The sequence below is a fragment of the Acrocarpospora catenulata genome (genome assembly GCF_018476525.1).
GTDB classification, from domain to species: Bacteria; Actinomycetota; Actinomycetes; order Streptosporangiales; family Streptosporangiaceae; genus Acrocarpospora; species Acrocarpospora catenulata.
In genome coordinates, this window is record NZ_JAHCST010000002.1 from 26,388 (window position 1) to 48,983 (window position 22,596).

General features: G+C 70.4%; 19 protein-coding genes. 7 read left to right on the forward strand and 12 right to left on the reverse strand.

Annotated features, from left to right (window positions below):
* The first annotated feature begins 71 nt into the window (after positions 1 to 71).
* Positions 72 to 1,418, forward strand: a complete 1,347-nt coding sequence (locus KIP79_RS02095; protein WP_214102966.1) for a CHAP domain-containing protein — start codon at positions 72 to 74, stop codon at positions 1,416 to 1,418.
* Here the strand turns inward: KIP79_RS02095 and KIP79_RS02100 are convergent.
* The 10 genes from KIP79_RS02100 to KIP79_RS02145 form a co-directional block, all read right to left on the reverse strand.
* On the reverse strand, positions 1,402 to 2,643 hold the full coding sequence (locus KIP79_RS02100; RefSeq protein WP_308169523.1) for an MSMEG_0565 family glycosyltransferase: 1,242 nt from the start codon (positions 2,641 to 2,643) through the stop codon (positions 1,402 to 1,404). The genes KIP79_RS02095 and KIP79_RS02100 overlap by 17 nt on opposite strands.
* A gap of 98 nt (positions 2,644 to 2,741) precedes the next feature.
* Positions 2,742 to 3,575, reverse strand: a complete 834-nt coding sequence (locus tag KIP79_RS02105) for a carbon-nitrogen hydrolase family protein (RefSeq protein ID WP_214102968.1) — start codon at positions 3,573 to 3,575, stop codon at positions 2,742 to 2,744.
* Between the two features lie 3 nt (positions 3,576 to 3,578).
* Positions 3,579 to 4,631, reverse strand: coding sequence for a carbon-nitrogen hydrolase family protein (locus KIP79_RS02110; protein WP_214102969.1), 1,053 nt, complete (start codon positions 4,629 to 4,631; stop codon positions 3,579 to 3,581).
* Positions 4,628 to 6,121: an MSMEG_0567/sll0787 family protein gene (locus KIP79_RS02115; protein WP_214102970.1), complete on the reverse strand. Its 1,494-nt coding sequence runs from the start codon at positions 6,119 to 6,121 to the stop codon at positions 4,628 to 4,630. Before KIP79_RS02115 ends, KIP79_RS02110 begins: the two co-directional genes overlap by 4 nt.
* A gap of 31 nt (positions 6,122 to 6,152) precedes the next feature.
* Entirely contained in the window at positions 6,153 to 7,208 is a 1,056-nt protein-coding gene (locus KIP79_RS02120; protein ID WP_214102971.1) for an MSMEG_0568 family radical SAM protein, read from the reverse strand.
* Complete coding sequence (locus tag KIP79_RS02125; RefSeq protein WP_214102972.1) at positions 7,208 to 7,720, reverse strand: MSMEG_0572/Sll0783 family nitrogen starvation response protein; 513 nt, start codon at positions 7,718 to 7,720, stop codon at positions 7,208 to 7,210. The genes KIP79_RS02120 and KIP79_RS02125 overlap by 1 nt, the downstream gene beginning before the upstream one ends.
* 11 nt (positions 7,721 to 7,731) lie before the next feature.
* Entirely contained in the window at positions 7,732 to 8,547 is an 816-nt protein-coding gene (locus tag KIP79_RS02130) for an amidohydrolase family protein (RefSeq protein WP_250212589.1), read from the reverse strand.
* A complete protein-coding gene (locus KIP79_RS02135; RefSeq protein ID WP_214102974.1) occupies positions 8,547 to 9,815 on the reverse strand; it encodes an MSMEG_0569 family flavin-dependent oxidoreductase in 1,269 nt (422 codons plus the stop codon). The genes KIP79_RS02130 and KIP79_RS02135 overlap by 1 nt, the downstream gene beginning before the upstream one ends.
* Before the next feature lie 106 nt (positions 9,816 to 9,921).
* A complete protein-coding gene (locus KIP79_RS02140) occupies positions 9,922 to 11,160 on the reverse strand; it encodes a DUF6716 putative glycosyltransferase (RefSeq protein ID WP_250212570.1) in 1,239 nt (412 codons plus the stop codon).
* Entirely contained in the window at positions 11,157 to 12,083 is a 927-nt protein-coding gene (locus KIP79_RS02145) for a hypothetical protein (RefSeq protein ID WP_308169525.1), read from the reverse strand. Before KIP79_RS02145 ends, KIP79_RS02140 begins: the two co-directional genes overlap by 4 nt.
* Before the next feature lie 357 nt (positions 12,084 to 12,440).
* On the opposite strand from KIP79_RS02145, the gene KIP79_RS02150 reads away from it, so the two are divergent.
* The 6 genes from KIP79_RS02150 (at position 12,441) to KIP79_RS02175 (ending at position 20,319) form a co-directional block, all read left to right on the forward strand.
* A complete protein-coding gene (locus KIP79_RS02150; protein ID WP_214103136.1) occupies positions 12,441 to 14,033 on the forward strand; it encodes a sulfatase family protein in 1,593 nt (530 codons plus the stop codon).
* A 428-nt stretch (positions 14,034 to 14,461) separates the two neighbouring features.
* A complete protein-coding gene (locus KIP79_RS02155; protein ID WP_214102976.1) occupies positions 14,462 to 15,808 on the forward strand; it encodes an ABC transporter substrate-binding protein in 1,347 nt (448 codons plus the stop codon).
* Between the two features lie 116 nt (positions 15,809 to 15,924).
* Positions 15,925 to 16,899 carry a carbohydrate ABC transporter permease gene (locus KIP79_RS02160; RefSeq protein ID WP_214102977.1) on the forward strand — a complete coding sequence of 325 codons (975 nt, stop codon included), beginning with the start codon at positions 15,925 to 15,927 and terminating at the stop codon, positions 16,897 to 16,899.
* On the forward strand, positions 16,896 to 17,783 hold the full coding sequence (locus KIP79_RS02165) for a carbohydrate ABC transporter permease (protein ID WP_214102978.1): 888 nt from the start codon (positions 16,896 to 16,898) through the stop codon (positions 17,781 to 17,783). Before KIP79_RS02160 ends, KIP79_RS02165 begins: the two co-directional genes overlap by 4 nt.
* Positions 17,784 to 17,835: 52 nt before the next feature.
* Positions 17,836 to 19,272 carry a GH1 family beta-glucosidase gene (locus tag KIP79_RS02170; protein ID WP_214102979.1) on the forward strand — a complete coding sequence of 479 codons (1,437 nt, stop codon included), beginning with the start codon at positions 17,836 to 17,838 and terminating at the stop codon, positions 19,270 to 19,272.
* Between the two features lie 27 nt (positions 19,273 to 19,299).
* Entirely contained in the window at positions 19,300 to 20,319 is a 1,020-nt protein-coding gene (locus KIP79_RS02175; RefSeq protein WP_214102980.1) for a LacI family DNA-binding transcriptional regulator, read from the forward strand.
* A 52-nt stretch (positions 20,320 to 20,371) separates the two neighbouring features.
* On the opposite strand, the gene KIP79_RS02180 is transcribed toward KIP79_RS02175, so the two are convergent.
* Together KIP79_RS02180 and KIP79_RS02185 are read right to left on the reverse strand one after the other, a co-directional pair.
* Positions 20,372 to 21,283 (reverse strand): TauD/TfdA family dioxygenase, encoded by a 912-nt coding sequence (locus KIP79_RS02180; RefSeq protein ID WP_214102981.1) that lies wholly within the window; start codon positions 21,281 to 21,283, stop codon positions 20,372 to 20,374.
* On the reverse strand, positions 21,280 to 22,512 hold the full coding sequence (locus KIP79_RS02185) for a glycosyltransferase (RefSeq protein WP_214102982.1): 1,233 nt from the start codon (positions 22,510 to 22,512) through the stop codon (positions 21,280 to 21,282). The genes KIP79_RS02180 and KIP79_RS02185 overlap by 4 nt, the downstream gene beginning before the upstream one ends.
* Positions 22,513 to 22,596: the final 84 nt, after the last annotated feature.

Genomic DNA, 22,596 nt, shown 5'->3' on the forward strand with positions numbered 1-22,596 from the left:
TTGTCCTTTTTCGGCAGGCTTCGTGGGGTCGTGTGGGCGGAGTTGCTGGGAGGGTGATCTTGGTGGGGCGGATGTGGGCGGTCGTTGTGGCCGGGGTTGCGGTGGTGTCGGTGGTGGGGCCGGGTGCGGCGAGCGCTGATGTTGACGGCGGCGAGACCTCGGCCGTGGCGGGGGCGCCGGTGCGGATGGCGGGGAGTGCATGGTTCGCCGGGGGTGGGGTGCCGGTTTGTGGGAGTAGTACCGCCAAGACGTGTGATGGGCAGGTGCATGTGGGCGGGGTCTCGTCGAACTGGTGGCAGTGTGTGGAGTTGGCGCAGCGGTTCTACGCGCGGCGGGGGTGGCACAAGGGGATCTTCGCGGGGGTGGGGGTCGCGTCGCAGATCTATGCGAAGGCGACGGCGCTGGGGATGGCGCGGCAGCCGAACGGGAAGGTGCTGGATCTTGTCCCTGGGGACATGATCGTGATGAACCGGACGGGGCAGGCGGGGCATGTGGTGGTCGTCGAGAGCGTCACCGCCAACAAGGACGGCACGCGCAGTGTCATGACGGTCGGGCAGAACTCGAAGGTCGTCCGGAACGCGATGCGCTGGCATGGCGGGGTGCTGGACAGCTTCTGGGCCGACTACAGCGTCGCGGGTGCGGTCCGCTCTCCCCAGAACATCGGCATTCTCGCGTACGGCGGGGGTGTGGCGGAGTACGAGCAGGTCGTCAACGGGGGCGGGGTGCATGCGATCGGGTCTCGGCTGTTGTCGGTGACCTCGACGGGTGAGGCTTTCGGGGGGCCGGTCGTGCATCGGCGTCCGGGCGGGGTCGTCGGGAGGATCGTGGATGCGGCTGTTACTCCGTCGGCCGGTGGTTACTGGCTGGTGAGTTCGACCGGGCAGGTTTTCGCGTATGGGGACGCCAAGCCGTACCAGGTGGAGGTGGCGGGTGAGGTCACGGCGATCGGGGCGTTGCCGGATGGGGGGTATCTGCTGCTGGGGGCTGATGGGCGGGTGTTCGGGAAGGGGGTTGCGCGGCGGGAGCCCGAGGGTTTCTCGGGGAGTTTCGTGGACATCGAGGTAACGGAGACCGGGGAAGGGTACTGGTTGCTTACCTCGGCAGGTCAGATTTATCCGTATGGGGATGCGGAGCCCCGCTGGTACGGCAACGCCACGACCTTCGACAAGGCGATTGTGGCGATGTCCCGGACGCCCAGCGGTAAAGGTTATGTGATGGTGGATAAATCCGGGCATGTGTTTGCGTTTGGCGACGCGAAGCATCTGGGAGATCTGCCGCCTGGGCTTCCCGAGGCGACCGATATCGCCTACTCGCCGGCCGGAGACGGATACACGATCATCACCAAGTCTGGAATCCAGCGATCCTTCGGGAACGCTCCGGCTTCTGCGGTCACGGCCGGCTTCACCGGGATGTTCTGAGTTCGCGGTAGAGGTCGAGATGCGCTTGGGCTGCCGCTTTCCAGGTGTGACGGAACGCCAGTTCACGCCCTGCGGCGGCCCTGTCGGGATCAGGCTGCTCGATCGCGTCACGATATCGCTCAGCGAATCCGGAAATATCGTCCGCGAAGAGTGCTGAATCTCCAAAGACCTCCCGGAACACCGGAAGGTCCCTCGTGACGACCGGAACCCCCGCCGCCAACGCCTCCATAGCGGCCAGACCAAACCCTTCCTTCACCGAAGGAAACGCGAAAACCGCAGCCCCAGCCACCAACGCCGGCAACTCCTCATGCCCAACCGGCCCCAAAACCAGCGGCTCCACCCCGAGTTCCTTCGCCCGGATCTCCCATTCCGCCCGGTACCCACGATAATCAAACAACGTATCCCCACCGGCAACGACCAGCCGAACCCCCGAGGAGCCCCGCTCCTCCGCAAAGCGCGCATACGATTCCAGAAGATCCATGGACCCCTTACGCGGCTCAATCCCCCCGACAGCCAGGATGTAGGCCCCCAACCGCTCCTGCCACCGCCCCCTCGCCGCCACAGCATCAGGATCATCCGAAGCAGCGGCCGCGAACCGCTCAGCCTCCACCCCGTTCGGTATCACCCGAGCCGAAATACCCCACCCCTCGGCCAGCTCCCCCGCCACCGCCCGAGAAACACAAACATGCGCCCACGGCTCCACAATCGCCCGCTCATGACAAGCGGCCAGTTCAGGAGTACTGAACTGATCAATATGATGAACCGTCCGAACACATGACCCCACCGCATTCGCACTAATACAGTCCTGCGCATGAACAATGTCATACCCATCGGACTCAAAAGCCCCCCGCAAAATCATAATCGACCGAAGCACCCGCTCCCCAAACGCCTCCCCCTCAACCCCCAAATAGGGCACCACCCGAACACAAACCCGAGAATCAACCCTCCGAAAAAACGTCCGATCCCCACCCCTCCCCAACGCCCAAACATCAACCTCAACCCCCAACCCCACCAACGCCTCAGCCAACGAAAGCGTATGCACCACCCCACCCCGAGGCTTAGTAGAATAAGTAACCAACGCAATCTTCACCGACCCATTCCTCCTCGTCGCTCGTGGGTTCCTAATCGCGGTTGCCATGGCACTCCCACCCACCCAGCCCGTTGTTTGACCTTCGGCCGGACCCGCTTCGCCGGGGTGGCAACTGGGCGCGAGGGACACTGACATTGGCAGCCACGTCGGATCCCGGCTCCGCCAGGCAGGACGGCTTGCTGGGCAGGGTTTGTGCGGTCCGGGATAGGGATGTCGGATAGGCGGTGTGGTGGTCACGGTTTGGTCCGGTAGGTGTTCGGGCGGCGTTCGGTGATGTGTTGGAGGACTCGGCGGGCGGTGGCTATTTCGGTGGTTACGTCGAGTTCGGCGACGGCCAGGCCGGCTTTGGACCAGGTTCGGGCGAGGATTTCGCCGCCGGGGCCGACGACTTTGGCCTGGCCGAGGAAGCGCATGCCGCCCATGGCGCCGGTCTGGTTGGAGGAGGCCAGGACGACCTGGTTCTCGGCGGCGCGGGCGCAGTCGTACAGGTCGAAGAGGCGGGACTGGCGGTCCTGGGCCATGCGGGGGGCGCGGTTGGTGATGCTGGTGGGCCAGGCGGAGAGGCAGGCGATGATGTCGGCGCCGTCCAGGGCCAGGCTTCGGGCGGATTCGGGGAAGGTTTTGTCGTAGTCGATGAGCATGCCGACGCGGCCGACGGGGGTGTCGAAGGCGTCGAAGCGGTCGCCGGGGGCGTAGGCGGCGATCTCGCCTGCTGGCAGGTGGACTTTGCGGTGCCGACCGAGGACGCCGTCCCCGGTCAGGCAGACGGCCGCGTTGTAACGGCGGTCTCCGTCGGCCTCGCAGTAGCCGACGCAGACGACCATCTCGGCGGCCAGCCCGGCCACCCGTTTGAGCAGCGGGTCGTCAGGGCCGAGCGCGGGCGGCAGCGCGTCCGGGTCGGGGTGCCGCAGGTCGGCGAGGTAGCCGCCGAGAGCGGCGTCCGGCAGCACCAGCAGCCCGGCACCCGCAGCCCGTGCGTCGGCGATGAGTTTTGCGATGCGCTGGAGATCGAACTCCAGGTCCCGTCCAAAGTGCGCGGAAGCCGCCGCGATCCGTAGCGTCGCCACAGATCACGATCCTCCCACCGGGTACGCGTCCGCCTGCCGATCCCGGGATCCATCCAGGACGTCGGTATCCGGCTGCCGACCCCGCGAACCTCCCACACCATCCGCATCCAGCCGCCGGTCCGACGATCCCCCCACACCGTCCGCATCCGCCTGCCGGTCCCCGGGGGCATCCGTATCCGACTGCCGAGCCCGCGAACCTCCCACACCACCCGCATCCAGCCGCCGGTCCGGCGAACCTCCCACCGCGTACGCCTCCGGCCGTCGATCCCGCAGATGCCCCATCGACCGCCGGGCGGCGGTCAGCGACGCCCCTACGTCGACCTCGGCGACGGCCATGCCCCCATCCACGGGGGTGACCGCCAGCACCTCCCCACCCGGCCCGACCACCTTCGCCCGGCCGACGAACCGCAACTGCCCGAAGCTTCCCGACTGGTTGGCCGACAGCCAGACCACCTGGTTCTCCAGTGCTCTGGCACGATCGAACAGGTCGAAGCGGTGGGTCCACCGGTCGTCGGCGATGTCGGGGGCGGGGTTGGTCCGGCTGGCGGGCCAGGCCGATACGCACACCACGATCTCGGCCCCGTCGAGGGCGAGGGCCCGCGCCGACTCAGGGAACGCCTTGTCGTAGCAGATCATCATCCCGAGACGCCCGACCGGCGTGTCGAAGGCCGCGAAACGGTCCCCGGCCGCGTAGGAGCTGTGCTCGCTGAGGGGCTGGTGCACCTTCCGGTGGTGCCCGAGCACCCCGTCCCCGGTCAGGCAGACCACGCTGTTGTACCGGACCCCCGCCTCCTCCTCGCAGTATCCGGCGCACACCACGACGTCCCCGGCCAGCTGTCGCAGCCGCGTGATCTCGGGGCCGTCGGCGGCCAGCGCGGGCGGCCCTTCCGCGCCGCCGTCCAGGCTGGCCAGGTAACCGCCCAGGCAGGCCTCCGGCAGGGCGAGCAGCCGTACCCCCGAATCCCGCGCCCTGGCGAGCAGCCCGGAGATCCGCTCGAAGCATTCCTCCAGGTCCCGCCCGAAGGGCGCGGCCACCGCCGCCATGCGGATGTTCACGCCGCCCCCAGCCCGGTCACGCTCGCCCCCAGCACCTCGGTGACCTCCCCGTCCGGCCAGCGCAGCCGTACGCCGCGGGAGGCGGTCAGTTCCCCGCACCCGGCGCTCACGGCGGGCCCGGCCTCCAGCGGATCCGTGGTGAGCATGGCGTACCCGGGGAAACAGGTCAGCCAGTCCCCCATGGTGGCCCCGGACGGCCGGGGCACCCGGGCGACGTCCAGGGTGGCGCCGCAGCCGGAGGCCTCGGCGAGCATGCCGAGGGTGCCGGTGATCCCCGCCATGGACACGTCCTTGGCGGCGTCCGGCCGGGCCCGGGCCACGGCGCTGACCATGGCGTGGAGTTCGGCGGGCGTGCGGGTGGAGGTGGAGTCCCATTGCCGCCCGGTGTATCCGGGCCGCCAGCGTCCGCCGAGGTCGGCGGTGAGGTGCACCCGGTGGCCTGGACGGCCGCCCCCGCCCGGCACCGGCCGCGGGGCCCGTCCGAGCGCGGTCACCGAGAGCGCCGCGGGAACCCCCAGCTGGGTGTGCCCGCCGAGGATCGGCACCTCGTACGCGTCGGCGGCCCGGCGCAGCCCGGCCATCACCCGGGCGGCGAAGGAGGCGTCCCTGGCGCCGAGCGCGTCCAGCAGCCCGACCGGTACGGCCCCCATCGCGGCCAGGTCGTTGACGTTGACCAGCACCGAGCACCACCCGGCCCAGTCGGGGTCGCGCTCCACCATGGAGGGCAGGATCGCGTCGCAGGCGGCCACCAGCTCGCTGTCCGGCACGGGCGCGCCGTCGTCGCCGACGAAGCCGCGCCCGCCGACGGCCATCCCGCGCAGCAGCGGCCCGAGCGAGGCCTTCCCGGCGGCGGTGGCGGCGATGCGCCCGATCGGCCAGCGCATCAGCACATGCGGCACCCCGGCGATCCGGCTGGGCCGGACCGGGTGCCAGCCCAGCCGGACGAACAGTGACTCGTGCCGGGCCTGCACGTCGGCCTCGAACCGGATGACCCCGGCGTCCTCCGCGTACGCGCAGGCGGCCCGGACCAGCGCGGGACCCACCCCGGGCGCGCCCCGCTGCCCGGGGGCGACCACCAGCCGCCCGCCCCGCCACCAGCCGATGTCGGGCCCGTCGTCGGCGGGGCCCAGCCGTACCCCGCCGATCACCGTGCCCGCGGGGTCCCTGGCCACCAGGATGACGGTGCGCGGGTCGTCGTCCCGGAAGTCCAGGTCGGTGTCGGGGAAGAGCCCCTGGTCCTCGACGAAGACCCGGCGGCGGAGCAGGCGGTAGGCGTACACCGCGCCGCGGTCGGCCGCCCGTCCGATGGTGAACGGGCGGGGCAGCGCCCGGCGGCCGGTGCCGAGCAACGCGGGCACGTCCATCTCGCCGCCGCCCGCCCCGAAGCCCGCCCCGAAGGCGCCGGGTTCCGTGCCGAGCAGGGCGTCGCAGACGTCCCGCGTGGTGAACCGGTCCCAGACCAGCTCCCTGACCGAACTCACATTCCTCACCCGAACTCACCTGAGAAGACCACGCCAAACATCACCCGCCCGCCGTGGACAGCGCCCCGCACGCGCCACAGGCCGCGCACCCGGCCCCCTGCTCGGCCCCGGTCATCCGGGCGGCGCGCAGCAGCGCGGCCACCCGCTCGGTGACCTCCCTGACCAGCTGCTGCGCGGGACCCGGCACCCCGTCCCTGCGGGCCAGCGTGCCCGCCATCGGCCGGAACGGCACCACGAACGGGTACACGCCCCGGGCGATCAGGCGGGCGGCCCCGGCCACCAGCTCGTCCGAATCCTCGCCGAGACCGACCAGCAGATAGGTGGACACCCGATTCCACCCGAACACCCGCACCGCCTCGTCCCAGGCGGCCTCGTACGCCGCCAGCGGCACGCTCGCCTTGCCCGGCATCCACCGCCGCCGGACCGTCTCGTCCAGCGACTCCACGTGGATGCCGATCGCGGTCGCCCCGGCCGCCCGCAGTTCCCCGATCCAGGCCAGGTCGGCGGGCGGTTCGCACTGCACCTGGATCGGCAGCCCGGGCACCGCCGCGAGCACCGCCCGCACGCTCCGCGCCAGCACCCGGGCCCCCCGATCGGGCCCGCTGGTGGTGCCGGTGGTCATCACCATCTGCCGGATCCCGTCCAGACGGACGGCGGCCTCGGCCACCTCGGCCAGCTGGGCGGGGGTCTTGGCGGCCACCGTGGCCCCCGACCGCAGCGACTCCTCGATCACGCAGAACCGGCACCGGTCGGCCTCGCCGTACCGGACGCAGGTCTGCACGACCGTGGTGGCCAGCACGTCCGAGCCGTGCAGTTTGGCGATCTTCTCGTACGGCACGCCGTCCGCGGTGGCCAGGTCGTAGAAGCGGGGCCGCCGGACCGGCCGCACGGCCAGGCCCATGTCGGTGCCGCCCAGGTAGAGGCGGCCGTCCCGCACCACGTACGGACTGTCGGGGTTGAGGGGGATGGCGGCGTTCGCGCCGTCGACCACCAGGTGGCCGTCGTCGCTGGGCCCCGCTCCCCCCGCCCGGCGCACCGGCGCGTCGAGCCGGACGCCGCGGATGGCGACGTCGACCCGGGTTCCGACGCGGTCCATCAGAACATGTAGGTGGAGTTGATGATCGCGCCCTTCCGGGCATAGTGGATCAGCGCGTCCTGCACGTCCAGCGGATGGGTGGGGATGACCCCTTCCATCAGGTCCTCCTCGCGGGCCCCGTGCAGGGACAGGCCGAACCGGCAGCAGTACACCTTGCCGCCCTCCGCGATGAACGTCTTGAGCGAGTTGTTGATGTTGTGCTCGCCGGGGAAGGCCGAGTTGCCGGTGGTCGGGAAGCCCCGGGTGGCCAGGCAGTTGAGCGAGCCGGGGCCGTAGAAGTAGATGGCCGACTCGAAGCCCTTCCGGAGCGCCCGGGTGGCCTGCAGGATGGCGACGAAGCTGACCGAGGACTCGTGCGCGATGCCGTGCACGAGGGTGAAGTAGCACTCGCCGTCCTCGGCCTTGTAGTCGGGGAAGACCTTGGTGTCGCCGTACAGGCTGGAACCCTCGGGCAGGGACGGGTGCGGGATCTCGGCGAGGCTGGCCTGCTCCAGCTCGGTGAGGTCGGCCATGGGGGGTTCTCCTATCCGTAGAGCTTCTCGAAGGTGTCGCGGAAGACCAGCCGGGCCAGTTCGCCGTCGCCGACGGCGGCGCGCAGCCGGGCGTGCTCCCCGGGATGGTCGCCCCAGGGTTCGTCGCTGGCGAACAACAGCCGGTCGTGGCCGAGGCCACGGCGGCCGATCTCCTGGACCAGCCAGCGGGGGGTGAATCCGATGGCCCAGGAGAGGTCGGTGTAGACGCGTTTGCCCGCGTCGAGCCAGTCGAAGAAGCGGTGGCCGGCCAGCTTGATGTGGCCGCTGGCGCCGCCGCCGAAGTGCACCAGGTGGATGGCCACGTGGTCCCCGTACCAGTCGACCAGCTGCCCGATCTCGTCGATGTCGCTGGCCGCCCCCGGCGAGGTGTGCACGTGCACGACCAGGTCATGTTCCCGGGCCACCGCGAAGATCCGGTCGAGTCCGGTACGGCAGGCGGGGTCGCCGGCCCGCCCGCCCAGCAGGAAGCTCAGCTTCAGCGCCCGCACCCCCGGCTCCCCGGCCAGGGCGAGCGCGGCCTCGGTGCGCTCGGCGTCCTGCGGCCGCGGCGAGACCCATAACCCGCACCGGACGCGGTCGTCCCTGGCGGCGGCCTCCAGGCAGAGCTCGTTGAAGGAGAACGCGACGGCCGGGTCGGGCACCCCGTAGTTGGGGATGACCAGGGCGCGTTCGGTGCCCTCGGCGTCCAGGTCGGCCAGGAGTTCCGTCACGGTGGCGCGGGCGCCGATGTCGGGATTGACCGGCGGGCCGCCGTAGAAGGGGTAGGCGGGCAGCACCCCGAGGTGCCGGTGCGCGTCGGCGAGCATCACGTCCCCAGCAGTTCGGGATGGACGAAGTACCCCGACCCCGCCCGTACGGGACGGGCGACGGCCGCGATGTGCCGGGCCAGGTGCTCGGCGTCGGCCCCGACCCCGACGAATCGGCCGGAGCCCCAGGTGTGCTGCCAGGGCAGGCCGAGGAAGTACAGGCCCGGCCAGCGGGTGACGCCGCGCTCGTGCACGGGGTAGCCGGTGCCGTCGAAGACGGGGATGCGGATCCAGCGGTGGTCGCGCCGGTAGCCGGTGCACCAGACGACCGCGGCCAGACGGCCCGCGTCCAGCGACGACTCCCCGTCCGGGGGCTCCCAGACCGGGACGTACCGCTTCTCCACGGGGGCGTCGAGACCCTCGCGGTCGATGTAGGCGTCGATGGAGTCCTTGACGCTCTCCGCCACCGCGTCGGCGTGGTCGAGGTTGCGGCGCAGGTCCGCGGCGAAGCGCAGGGTGGTCCCGGTGACGGCGGCGAGCCTGCCGTGCAGGCGCATGCCGTCCCGCGCGAAGGCGCGCAGGTCGATGTCGCGTCCGCCGTCGCGGCCGGTGACGTAGTGGTTGGCCCTGGCCCGGACCGCGTCGTGGTCGTCGAAGTCGGTGATCGGCCGGTCGTAGTAGCCCATCAGGTCCAGCCAGGCCACCACGTCCCGCCCCCGGTAGCGCCGCGCCACCCGGGGCGCGCCGCCCACCGCCAGGTGCACCCGCCGGCCCGCCAGGTGCAGGTCCTCGGCGATCTGGCAGCCCGACTGCCCGCTGCCCACCACCAGCACCTCTCCAGGCGGCAGCGCGTCCGGATTGCGGTAGTCCATCGCGTGCAGCTGCGGCACCGGGATGCCGCCGGCCAGCCGCGGCACCACCGGCTCCTGGTACGGCCCGGTTGCCACCACCACCTGGTCGGCGGTAACGGCGCCCCGGTCGGTACGGATCTCGAACCGCTCCCCCGCGGTCAGCCGGAGCGCGGTCACCCCTTCCCGGACCGGCGGCCGGAACGAGGCCGCGTACGCCTCCAGGTAGCCGACGATCTCGTCGCGGAGCATGAACCCGTCCTGGTCGTCACCCGGGTACGGGAACCCCGGCAGGCGGCACTGCCAGTTGGGGGTGACCAGGCAGAAGGAGTCCCACCTGCGGCTGCGCCAGGCCTCCCCGATCCGGCCACGCTCCAGCACCACGTGCTCGACCCCGCGCCGGGTCAGGCAGTGGCTCATCGCCAGCCCGGCCTGACCGCCGCCGACGATCACCACCGCGTGGTGGGAGTTCTCTGGCACCGCGCCTCCCCGGGGGAATCGGCCGTGTGCCTAAGAGTTCAGAGCGCTCCTGTGTCCGAACGGTTTCATCCGGAATAAAACGCCGTTGCCGGGGGCCCGCCTTGTTTCAGAAGGATTTGAGAAATTTCCGGGCCCGGCGCTTGGCGCGGTAGCCGTACCGGAGCACCCGGGGCGGGACCTCGATGCGGAGCCGGGCGCGGCGGCGGGCGGCGGCGTGCTCCCGTCCGTCCAGCAGCGAACGGGCCGGCTCAAGCCGCCCCTCGCGGGCGGCGGCCACCAGCGCGGAGATCCGGACCGCCCAGTCGCTGGCGGCGGCGTCGTGGAAGTAGTTGGCCTGGCACCACTCCGCCGTCGGGGTGCGGAAGTCGGCCTTGGCCAGGTCGTCCAGGGTGCCCAGGCAGCCGCTGCCCTCGAAGACCAGGTTGATCATCTCCGCGCTGACCCCGAAGTCGGACAGGATCATCAGCGGCACCCCCTGGGCGATGGCCTCCAGCGCGGCGGTGGAGCTGACCGTGACGAATCCGGCGGCGTGCGTCAGGTGCTCGTGCATCGGCCCGGCCGCGAAACGCACCGCGTCCGGCCGGACCCGGCCCTCGGCGGCCATCGTGTTCCACAGGCGCTCGTAGTGGTGCTTCTCGTTGTGGGTCTGCCGCTCGTCGTCGCGGGCCCGCAGCTTGACCACCACGTCCAGGTCGGGCCGGGCCTCGGCCAGCCTGGCCAGCGCCAGCAGCACGCTCTCCCGGTCCTCCCGCGGTTTCGGCACCTTGGCCTGGGTGGCGAAGATCACCCGATCCCGCGCCCCGTTCCCCGGCCCGCCCAGGTCCAGGTACGGCAGGCGGGCCAGCGCGATCTGGCCGCCGCCGCCCAGTTCCCGGGCGATCTCCCCGAACTCGCCGACCTCCCGCCCGCTGTGCAGCACGAACAGGTCGCATCCGCTGCGGTACAGCCACGCCTTCTCGGTGGCGGGCACCGAGATGCCCGGCAGACCGGTGGCCAGCACCGGCCGCGGCCTGAGCCCGGCCAGCACCTCGGCGGCCAGCGCGTCCACCACCGGACCGGTGCAGGACAGCAGCAGCACGTCCGGCCGGAAGCGCTCGGCGGCCCTGCGCAGCGCCCGCGCGCCGAGCACCGGCACCTCCGTGAACCTGGTCCCGCTCACCGCCGCCGCGATCTGGCCGGCCGAGGGGCTGATCGGCGTGCGCACCACGGCCAGCTCGGTGGTCCACACCCCCGGCGCCCCGTCCAGCAGGCCGGCCGCCCACTTCAGGTAGGAGTCGGAGTCGGCCACGGCGAGCACGCGCAGCGGGGCCGGGACCAGCAGGCGGTCCGGGGAGACGCGGGTCAAGGAGCAACCCTTTCGTGTGCGAAGAGTTGGAGGTGGGAGCGGAGCGAGGGGCCCGCCGAGGCGGTCCACCAGTCGTCCGGGACCTCGACCGTCTCGACCGAGACGCCCCTGGCCCGGAGCAGGATACGGAGTGAGGTGACCGCCGTCGAGGGCAGGCTGAGCACCCGCTGGTCGGGGCGGAGCCCGCGCAGGGTCATCTCGGCGGGCACGCCCGACTCGTACACGGTGACCCCGGAGATGCGCCGGACCCGTTCCAGGTCGCGCGGGTCCTCCCGGCGGTGCGGGTAGTACGCGATGGGCTCCTCGATGCCGGACAGCCACTTCACGTACGCCTCCCGCCGGATGAGCCCGTTGCGGACCAGGGAGGTGCCGAGCACCACGGTGCGCTCGTCGGGGGGCACGTCGCCGGGCTGGGAGCGGAGCCAGCCGAAGTCGTGCCGGACCAGTTCGGCGCCCCGGTCCCGCACGGCCTCGGCCAGGTCGTCGGGGACCGGGAGGGCGGTGAAGACGGTGAGCCTGCCGCCGCGCAGCCGGAGCCCGGCGGCGGCGCCCAGCACCGAGCGGGCGATGCCCGGCTTGGCCCGGGCGCGCAGCAGCGGGCGGCGGGAGACCAGCAGCTCCAGCAGCCGGATGGTGGCCAGGCCGTCGTCGACCAGGACCACCTTGCGGGAGGCGGTGGTGAGCAGCCGCATCTGGACCCGGCCGGAGAACGCGTCGCCGACCGCCCAGGTCCGCCCCGGCCGGGGCATCTTGGCGGACGGCTCGGCCAGTTCCAGCCCCGGGGGCAGGTCGAGCCGGGTCATCTCGGCGCGGGTGAGCCGGAGCGCGGGCAGCCCGGACCGCGGCACGACCCGGGTGGCCGGGCCGAGCAGGCCGGCGTGCTGTGCCTCGATCACGCACAGCAGCTGCAGCGGGGATTCCACCCACGCGACGGACTGACCGTCTTTACTCTCCAAGGACCCGTTCACGACGGGCTCACGGTAGCCGCCGGATACGACGCGTCAGGGAACAAACGGTGAACAGCCGACCACGGGACGGGGCCCGATCATTCACTGAACCTCCATCCGGCGGTGACATACCACAACGAATCCGGACACATCTCACCCCAGGCAAATTCCCTTAAATCCGGACATTTCCGATTTGTGGCCGGGGGGCCTGCCGGGGCTCACCCGGAGAAAACGACGGTGTCGATTTCACCACGGAATCCATGCGCGCGATAGCCGTGCTTTTCATCACGTTTCCACGGGGCGCGCGGCGGCAAGGATCTTTCCATGGGTTCCATGGGTAAATGGACGGTCTGGGGGGCAGTTGTCGCTTTGCTCACCGTATCGGCACCGGCCGGAAGCGCGGCGACAGCGACTGCACGGGAGGCCGCCGCGGCGGCACGTTCGGCACATCCTACCTGGTCAGGGCAGGGAGCACGAGCGGCGACGGAGAAGCCGAACATCATCTTCATCCTCACGGATGATCTTGATGCCGCGGATATCGCGAAGTTTCCGAATATTTCAAAGTTGCTCACCGCGCAGGGCACGACTTTCTCGCGATTTTTCGTGACAAATCCGTGGTGCTGCCCGTCGCGCTCGTCAATTCTGCGCTCGCAGTCCGTACACAACCACCAGGTCTCCTCCAACCGTTTCCCGAGCGGAGGTTTCCCGAAATTTCATCCCATGGAGGGTTCGACGGTCGGCACCTGGATGCGCCAGGCCGGCTACCGCACCGCCCTGCTCGGCAAATACCTCAACGAGTACCCGGCCGGGAAGGCCACCTACATCCCGCCCGGCTGGGACGAATGGGCGGTCCCCGTCACCGCCCTCTACCAGGAGTACGGTTACCGCCTCAACGCCAACGGTGGCATCGCGCCGCACGGCTTCGCCCCCGAGGACTACCTGGCCGACGTGCTGACCCGCAAGGCCGTCGACTTCGCGGCCAAGGACGGCCCGTTCTTCCTGTACCTGTCCCCGGTGGCCCCGCACCGCCCCGCCCACTACGCCCCCCGCCACGAGAACGCGTTCGCGGACGCCAAGGCCCCGCGCACCCCGTCCTTCAACCAGGAGGACGTCTCCGCCGAGCCCGAATGGATCCGCCGCCGCAAGCCGCTCTCCAATAAGGTCATCAAGGAGATCGACCGGCACTACCGGGATCGGCTGCGCGCCATGCTCGGCGTGGACGACATGGTCGGCACCCTGGTCAGCGAGCTGACGCGGACCGGCAAGCTGTCCAACACCTATATCTTCTTCACCTCCGACAACGGCTTCCACCTGGGCCACCACCGGCTGCGCCCGGGCAAGACCACCCCGTTCGAGGAGGACATCCGGGTGCCGATGATCGTCCGGGGCCCGGGCGTGCCGGCCGGGCACACCGTGCGCGAGCTCGGCTCCAGCGTGGACTTCGCGGCCACCTTCGCCGATCTGGCCGGGGGCAGGCTCCCGGAGTTCTGCGAGGGCCGCTCACTGGTGCCCCTGCTGTTCGGGGACGCCGTGCCGTGGCGGAACGCCGCCCTGGTGGAGTTCGTGCAGCCGGACTACGCGCCGGGCACCCCGCCGACGTACAACGTGCTGCGCACCGACCGGTACAGCTACGTCGAGTACGCCACCGGCGAGCGCCAGCTGTACGACCTGAGCGCCGATCCGTACCAACTGCGGAACCTGGCCGCGGTGGCCGAACCCGAACTGATCCGCCGCCTCTCGGAGTGGCTCGGCCGGCTGCGCACCTGCCAGGGGGCCACCTGCCGGACCGCCTCGGTCGCCCCGCCCAGTGGTACGTTGGCTGAACTTTCAACGATCAGGCCGGTGAACGCGGGCTGGAGCCAGAACCCGGTGCCGATGGCGCCGCTGATGCCCGCCACCCCGGACCTGTGGCGGCGGAAGAGCTGAGACACCGGCTTCGGCCGTCCGATCCGGACGGCGTGCGATCCTGAGCGCCCGGGTCCACCGGGCGCTCAGGCATGCGGCGGGGGACCCGCTCTGACCAGCGGCGGCCTGGCCCGCTGCCCGTCCAGGAGCGCCGGGAGCGGCCTCGCCTTCGTGAGATTGGGCACACCGAACAGGCGGTTTGTGCCCTATGCGAATGGGAGCGCTCCCAACTACTCGTATACACTTTTTGACCATTTATGTCCGTTTAGGCCCGTATAACCTGTCCAGGAGTAACAGTTAGGTTTCGGGAACTTGACGCTGGATTGCCTATGGTGGAACTCTTCGTGGGAGCGCTCCCAACGCGTGCGAACGCAGGGCCATGTCGTCGGGGACCGGCCCGGGAGACGCCCCCCAAACGAGATTCGGGAACCACCTGAGAGGGGTCCGGAATGATGAACAACACGCGCCGCGGCAGGCTGCTCGCAGCCGTCGCGGTCGGCGCGCTCGCCTTCTCCGCAGCGGCCTGTGGGTCGGACGAGCCTGCCACCCCGGCCGCCGAGGGCTCCGGCGCCGCGTCGGCCCCGGCGGAGAAGGTCGAGATCACCCTGCAGACCTTCGGCGGCGGCGAGAACTTCGCCTACGACGACGCGGTCGCCGCGTGGAACTCCAGCCACCCGAACATCCAGGTCAAGTACGTCAACCTGACCGACCGCTTCGAGGACACCTACCTACCGCAGGTGCTCCAGTGGCTGGAGGCCGGCAGCGGCGCGGGCGACGTCATCGCCATGGACGAGGGCGCCATGGGCCTCATGGCGGCCCGCCCGCAGTACTTCGCGGACCTGAGCCAGTACGGCCTGGACAGCCGCAAGGCCGACTTCCCCGAGTACAAGTGGAACACCGGCGTCAACAAGGACGGCAAGCTCTTCGCGCTCGGCACCGACATCGGCGGCATGGCCATGTGCTACCGCACCGACCTGTTCAAGCAGGCCGGCCTGCCCACCGAGCGGGACGCGGTCTCCGCGCTCTGGCCGGACTGGAACGCCTACTTCGAGACCGGCAAGAAGTTCAAGGCCGCGCTGCCCAAGGTGGGCTTCGTGGACGGCGCCAACACCGTGTACAACTCGGTGCTCGCGCAGGAGGCCGGCAAGAACGGCGGCCAGGTCTACTTCGACCAGAACCAGACGCTGATCGTGGACAAGAACCCGGGCGTCAAGGCGGCCTTCGACTACGTGCAGAAGCTCAGCGAGGGCGGTCTCACCGCCAAGCTGCGCTCCTGGACCGAGGAGTGGAACACCGCCATGCAGAAGGGCGGCTTCGCCACCATGGGCTGCCCGAGCTGGATGCTCGGTGTGATCTCCGGCACCTCCGGTGACGCCAACAAGGGCAACTGGGACGTCGCGGCGGTGCCCGGCGGCAGCGGCAACTGGGGCGGCTCCTGGCTGATGGTGCCCTCGCAGAGCAAGCACCCGAAGGAGGCCGCCGAGGTCCTCAACTACCTGACCGGTAAGGAGGGCCAGGTCGCCGCGTTCAAGGAGGGCGGCAACTTCCCCAGCAGCCTCCCCGCGCAGCAGGACCCGGCCGTCGCGGACGCCAAGAACCCGTACTTCAACGACGCGCCGAGCGGCCCGATCTTCTCCGCCTCGGTCGCGCAGCTGTCGCCGGTGTTCTTCGGTGAGAAGCACGCCCAGGTGAAGGCCGCCGTGGAGGAGGTCCTGGTGGGCGCCGACCAGGGCTCGGTCAAGTGGGCCGACGCCTGGACCCGGTTCGTGGAGGAGGGCGTCAAGGCCGCGGGCTGATCCCCCGGCCGCGAACGTCACCGGCCCCCGGATCCGGGGGCCGGTCGCCTCGACTAAGAGCGGCCAGGACGGGCACCCCTCGCCCCCTGGCCGCTCCTTCCACGAAAGGTGGCAGTATGAGCCTCCACGTCGACGCGGGCCAGAGGACCCGTCCGGTGCCGTCGTCACCACGGCGGCACGCCCGGCCTCCCGGACCCCGCCGCTGGTTGTCCTGGCTGGACCTGCGGGCAGCGCCGTACTTCTTCGTCTCGCCGTACTTCATTCTGTTCGCGATCTTCGGGATCTTCCCGCTCGTCTTCACCCTCTGGGTGTCGCTGCACGACTGGCAGCTGGCCGGCGACAAGACCTTCATCGGCCTGGAGAACTACACCGAGCTCCTCGCGGACGACAAGTTCTGGAACTCCGTGCTCAACACCGTGGGCATCTTCGTGATCGCCACGGTGCCGCAGCTGCTGCTGGCCCTGCTGCTGGCCAACGCGCTGAACAAGAAGCTCCGCGGCCGGCTGGTGCTCCGGCTGAGCGTGCTCGCGCCGCTGGTCACCTCGGTGGTGGCGGTGGCGGTGGTCTTCACCCAGCTGTACGGCCGTGACTACGGCCTGGTGAACTGGGTCGTCGGCCTGTTCGGCGGGGACCCCATCCACTGGCAGAACGCCAAGTGGTCGTCCTGGATCGCGATCGCCACCATGGTCGACTGGCGGTGGACCGGCTACAACGCGATCATCTACCTGGCCGCGATGCAGACCATCCCCAAGGACCTGTACGAGGCGGCGGCCATCGACGGCGCCAGCCCTCGACGGCAGTTCTGGGGCATCACGGTCCCGCTGCTCAAGCCCACCATCATCTTCACCGTCATCGTCTCCACCATCGGCGGCTTCACCCTCTTCGCCGAGCCGGTGATGTTCGGCGCCGGCCTGATGACCGGCGGCACCACGGGCCAGTTCCAGACGGTGGCCATGTTCATCGTCAAGGAGGGCTTCCGTGACTTCGAGTACGGCTACGCCGCGGCGGCGGCCTGGATCCTGTTCCTGCTGATCCTGATCACCGCCTTGATCAACTTCGTACTCGTCCGCGGCATCGGGAGATCACGATGACCACACTGACCCAGGCCCGGCCCCCCCGGGTCACCGGGGCGGGCACCTCCCGGCTCGACCCGTTCCGGGCCACCCCGCTCACCAAGGCGATGCTGGCCCTGGCGATCTTCCTGTCCATCTTCCCGATCTACTGGATGATCGTCATCGCCACCCGGAGCAACGAGGACGCGCACAGCATGCCGCCCCCGCTGCTGCCCGGCGGCAACCTCGGCGAGAACATCAAGGCGGTGTTCGACGCCGAGAACGCGCACTTCATGACCGGCATCACCAACTCGATCATCATCACCTCGATCGTCACCATCGGCATCGTGCTGATCTCCACGCTGGCCGGGTTCGCCTTCGCCTCGCTCACCTTCCGCGGGCGGAACCTGCTGCTGCTCTCGGTGGTCCTGACCATGATGGTGCCGCTCCAGCAGATGGGCATCGTCCCGCTGTACCAGATGATGGTCACCCTCGGCTGGACGAACACCCTGAAAGCCGTCATCCTCCCGTTCCTGGTCAACGGGTTCGGCGTCTTCCTGATGACGCAGTACACCCGGCAGGCCGTACCCCGGGAGCTGGTGGAGGCGGCCCGGGTGGACGGCGCGAACACCCTCCGGATCTGGTGGAATGTCGCCCTGCCGGCCGTACGGCCCGGCATGGCGGTACTGGCCATCCAGACATTCATGCTGATCTGGAATGAATTCCTCTGGCCCCTGATCATCCTGACCCCGGACAATCCGACTGTGCAAGTCGCTCTCCGGGCTCTCAACGACCGGTATTCCACCAACTACGTGCTCATTTTCGCGGGCACCACGCTATCGATCATTCCGTTGCTGCTCGTCTTCGTCTTCTTCGGCCGCCAGATCATCGGCGGACTCATGGAAGGCGCGGTCAAGGAGTGAACATCCACACATCCAGCGCCTCGGTCACACGGCCGACGAAGGAGGAGGACGCGTGACCACCCAAGACACAGAGACCCAGATCGACACCCCGGGTCTGGTGTTCCCCACCGGCTTCGTCTGGGGCTCCGCCACCTCGGCGTACCAGATCGAGGGCGCGGTCAGCACCGACGGACGCGGCAAATCCATCTGGGACACGTTCGTGCACCAGCCGGGCCGCGTCGTCAACGGCGAACACGCCGACGTCGCCATCGACCACTACCACCGCTACCGTGACGACGTCCGGCTGATGGCCGACCTCGGGCTGACCGCCTACCGGTTCTCGGTCTCCTGGCCCCGGGTGCAGCCGCTCGGCAGCGGCGCGATCAACGCCAAGGGCCTGGACTTCTACTCGCGCCTGGTGGACGAGCTGCTCAGCTACGGCATCGACCCGTGGCTGACGCTCTACCACTGGGACCTGCCGCAGGCTCTGGAAGACGCCGGCGGGTGGCCGTCACGCGACACGTCGAAGCGCTTCGCGGACTACGCGGCGGCGGTGCACGGGGCCCTCGGTGACCGGGTCAAGAACTGGGCCACCGTCAATGAGCCGTGGTGCGCGGCGTTCCTCGGATACGCCTCGGGCGAGCACGCACCGGGACGGCGTGAACCCGCCCGGGCGATCCACGCCGCGCACCACCTGAACCTGGCCCACGGCCTGGCCGTGGAGGCGATGCGGGCCCAGCGCACCGACACCCGGATCGGCGGCTGCGTCAACCTGTACGCGATGACCACCGCCACCGAGAGCGAGGCCGACCAGGACGCCGCCCGCCGGATCGACGGCCTGCAGAACCGCTTCTTCCTGGACGCGCTCATGCACGGCCGCTACCCGGCGGACGTGCTGGCGGACCTGAGCCAGCTGACCGGCCCGGAGTTCATCCACGACGGGGACATGGCGCTCATCTCCCAGCCGCTGGACATGCTCCTGATCAACTACTACAGCCGGTACACCGTGACCGGCGCCTCCGGCGGAGCCTCCTCGGCCACCGCCGCGCCCACCGACTCCGGCTCCCCGTGGGTGGGCAGCGAGCACGTCGGCTTCGTCAACGGCGGACGGCCGGTAACCTCTATGGGCTGGGAGGTGGACGGCCCCGGCCTGCTTGAGGTGCTGCACCGGCTGACCCGCGAGTACCCGTCCATCCCTCTGTACATTTCAGAGAACGGCGCCGCCTACGACGACGTGCTGACCGAGGACGGGGCTGTCCACGATGTGGAACGCCGCGCCTTCATCGACACCCACCTGCGGGTTTGTCACCAGGCCATCGAGGGTGGAGTGCCCCTCCAGGGCTACTTCGCCTGGTCCCTCATGGACAACTTCGAGTGGGCCTGGGGGTACGGCAAGCGTTTCGGGCTGGTGTATGTGGACTATTCAGCGCAGACGAGGATCCTGAAAGATAGCGCTCTCTGGTACGCCGAGACCATCCGGCACGGAGGCCTTCGGGGTCCGGCAGAATAGGCCCAATTGGATGAGGGGGCAGATTTGATGAACGGGGACCGACGCTTGGCTGCCCGGCCGACCCTCGAAGCGGTCGCGGCCAGGGCCGGAGTTGGGCGTGGCACGGTGTCACGGGTCATCAACGGCTCACCCAAGGTGAGCGAGAAGGCCCGCGACGCCGTGCTGCTCGCGATCGACGAACTCGGTTATGTGCCCAACCGGGCGGCCAGGACCCTGGTCACCAATCGCACGGACACCATCGCCCTGGTGGTGTCGGAGTCGGAACAGCGCGTCTTCGACGAGCCGTACTTCGCGGGCCTGATCCGCGGCATCGGCTCGGCGCTGGCCGAGACCGGCCTCCAGCTCATCCTGAGCATGGCACAGAACCGGAGCGAGCACGAACGGCTGGAGAACTACCTGACCGGGCAGCACGTGGACGGTGTGCTGCTCACCTCGGTGCACGGCGCCGATCCGCTGCCCGGGAGGCTGGAGAACCTCGGCGTGCCGACCGTGCTCGGCGGACGGCCGGTCGGGCTCAATCCGTACAGCTACGTGGACATGGACAACCGGGCCGGGGCCCGGCAGGCGGTCAAGTACCTGCTGGGCAACGGCCGCACCCGGGTGGCCACCATCGCCGGGCCCCAGGACATGGGCGTGGGTGTGGACAGGCTCGCCGGGTACCGGGACGCGCTGCTGGCCACCGGCACCCCGGAGCGGGTCGCCTACGGCGACTTCTCCGAGGAGAGCGGTTCCACGGCGATGCGCGAACTGCTCGACCGGCACGGCGACCTGGACGCGGTCTTCGCCGCCTCCGACCCGATGGCCGTGGGCGCCCTGCGGGTGCTCAAGGAACGCGGCAAGTCCGTGCCCCACGACGTGGCGGTGATCGGTTTCGAGGACTCCAAGGTCGCCCTGCACACCGATCCCCCGCTCACCTCGGTGCACCAGCCGACGGAGTCCATGGGCCGCCAGATGGTCCAGCTCCTGGTGGCCCGGATCAACGGCGAACCCCTGGAACAACCCGTCGTCATCCTGGACACCCATCTGGTGATCCGCGCCTCGACCTGAGGTTTCGGCCTGATTCGGGCGCCGGCCGCGTGGCCGGCGCCCGAGTCGTCTCTCAGCTCATCGCCACCAGGATGCGCCGGGCCCCGGTGAAGGGGCGGCGGCCGTGGCCGACCAGGACGTTGTCGATCAGGAGCACGTCGCCGGTGCGCCAGTCCACGTTCACGGCGTGCTCCAGGCCGCGGTCGCGGGCCTGGATGACGTGGCCGGCCGGGATGGGCGTGCCGTCGGCGAAGGCGACCGACTGGGGCAGGTCCTCGGGCGGCATGATCTCGGCCAGCATGGCGGCGGTCTCGTCGCCCAGCGAGGCGGGATGCCACTGGTCGGCCTGGTTGAACCAGACCTCGGCGCCGGTCACGGGGTGGCGGGTGGTGGCGGGGCGGACCTGGCTGACCCGGATGCCGCCGTCGGCACGCCACTCCCACTCGGCGGCGGAGGCGTCCAGGAACACCTCGACCTCCGCTCTGTCCTCGGTCTCGAAGGTGTCCTGCCAGCTCTTGCCCAGGCCCATGCCGCCGTGCAGGTTCTGGGTGTAGCGCACACCCTTGGCGAAGTCCTCCCGTACCCGCGGGTCCAGCGACTCCAGCCAGCGCACGCCGTCCACGACCGGGGTGGCGCCGCCGGTGGCGGCGGCCTGGGCGCAGAAGAACATGAGCCGGGACGGCCAGGCGGCCGCGTAGGAGAGCTCGTTGTGCATCGAGATCGTGTACTCGGCCGGGTACTCGGTGGAGGTGTAGAGGTTCTGCCCCACCTTGGTGCGGGGCGAGTTGCCGTGCACGTAGGCCAGGCGGTTGGGCAGCAGCAGGTCCATCGGCGCGTCGAGCGTCTCCTCGGTCACCCCGAAGCCACGGAAGACCAGCGCCTTCTCCTGGACGAGCAGGTCGTCCACGGGGTTGGCGCGCAGGTAGCCGGCCAGGGTCTGGCCGGGCCCCTCGGGGACGATCTCGTACGGCTGCCAGGTGGTCATCGATGTTCTCCTGTTGCGCTGAGGTGCTTTCTGAGGGCCAGGCGCTGCTGCGGGGTGAGGGCGGGACGGCCGCGCCGTACCGGGTCGAGGAGGCACTGGACGGCGTCGGCCGCGCCGCGCACACCCGCGGCGGGGTCGAGGTCGCCGGGTACCCGCGCGGCCAGGCCCCGGTCGGCCAGTACGCCGTCGAGCGCGGCGGCGGCCTCCCCCCAGCGGGCCGGGGGCAGCCAGGCGGCCAGCCCGAGCCGGGCCAGCCGGGCGGCGTTGTCGGGCCGGTCGGCGCCGTCGGCCAGGATCACCTGTGGGGCGCCCGCGGCCAGCGCGCGGGTGAGGGTGCCGATGCCGCCGTGGTGCACGATCGCGGCCACGCGCGGCATGACCTGCCGGAACGGCAGCCGGGGGAACCAGGTGACGCCGGGCGGCAGCGGGTGGGGCACCAGGTCGGCGTGCGGCACCACCAGCAGCGCGGGGCGGCCGGCGAGGGCGGCCACGGCGGCCTGGTAGAACCCGGCGTTGAGCATGCGGCCGGTGCCGCCGGAGATCAGCACCGGGCGCTCCGCCAGCGCCTCCTCGGCGCCGTCCGGCAGTTCCCCGCCGGCCTCGTCGGGCACGGCGAAGCCGGTCAGGCGGAAGCGTCCGGGAGCGCGGGCGCCGGCCTGGTCGAACCAGGCGGGCCACAGGCCGACGTCCAGGTCGGCTCCGGCGAACCACTTCTCCCAGTCGGTCACGGGGGCCAGCCCGAGTTCGGCGCGTACCTCGGCGAATCCGGCGGCCAGTTCGGTGCCGTACATGTGGGCGGCCAGCCGGGCGGACATCACCTGGATCGGCGAGACGGCCACCCAGGCGCAGGGCACGCCGAGTTGTTCGGCGGCGAAGCGCACCGAGACCGCGGAGGTGTGGCGGCCGACGAAGACCGTCTCCCCGGGCCGGTGGGCCGCGGCCAGGACGCGGCACTCCGCGCGCAGCTGGTCGAACAGGCCGTTGCGCTGGTAGAAGCCGAGCCAGCTTGACGCGCCCCGGGTGTCCATGAGATGGGCGGTGTCGGCCTGGTGGCGGGCGTACTCCTCGGCGGTGTCGACGGGGACGAAGTCCAGGTCGGTCCTTTTCCCGAACGGGGCGTGGCTGACCAGCGTGATCTCATGTCCGGCGCGGCGGAGCTCCTCCCCCAGGCGGACGAACGGCAGCACGTCGCCGTCGGTCCCGTGGGTGATCAGGATTATCCGCGCCACGGGCACCGTTCCGGGCTGATAATTCCACCTGACAGCGTGTTGGGCATGAAACTTTCATTTCCCTTGCGTCGTTGGCGTGTGTGG

Coding starts and splice junctions, on each gene's coding strand:
- KIP79_RS02095 (WP_214102966.1), top strand. CDS start 72: ATGTGGGCGGTCGTTGTGGCCGGGGTTGCGGTGGTGTCGGTGGTGGGG.
- KIP79_RS02100 (WP_308169523.1), bottom strand. CDS start 2,643: ATGTCAGTGTCCCTCGCGCCCAGTTGCCACCCCGGCGAAGCGGGTCCG.
- KIP79_RS02120 (WP_214102971.1), bottom strand. CDS start 7,208: ATGGACCGCGTCGGAACCCGGGTCGACGTCGCCATCCGCGGCGTCCGG.
- KIP79_RS02125 (WP_214102972.1), bottom strand. CDS start 7,720: ATGGCCGACCTCACCGAGCTGGAGCAGGCCAGCCTCGCCGAGATCCCG.
- KIP79_RS02130 (WP_250212589.1), bottom strand. CDS start 8,547: ATGCTCGCCGACGCGCACCGGCACCTCGGGGTGCTGCCCGCCTACCCC.
- KIP79_RS02150 (WP_214103136.1), top strand. CDS start 12,441: ATGGGTAAATGGACGGTCTGGGGGGCAGTTGTCGCTTTGCTCACCGTA.
- KIP79_RS02155 (WP_214102976.1), top strand. CDS start 14,462: ATGATGAACAACACGCGCCGCGGCAGGCTGCTCGCAGCCGTCGCGGTC.
- KIP79_RS02160 (WP_214102977.1), top strand. CDS start 15,925: ATGAGCCTCCACGTCGACGCGGGCCAGAGGACCCGTCCGGTGCCGTCG.
- KIP79_RS02165 (WP_214102978.1), top strand. CDS start 16,896: ATGACCACACTGACCCAGGCCCGGCCCCCCCGGGTCACCGGGGCGGGC.
- KIP79_RS02175 (WP_214102980.1), top strand. CDS start 19,300: ATGAACGGGGACCGACGCTTGGCTGCCCGGCCGACCCTCGAAGCGGTC.
- KIP79_RS02180 (WP_214102981.1), bottom strand. CDS start 21,283: ATGACCACCTGGCAGCCGTACGAGATCGTCCCCGAGGGGCCCGGCCAG.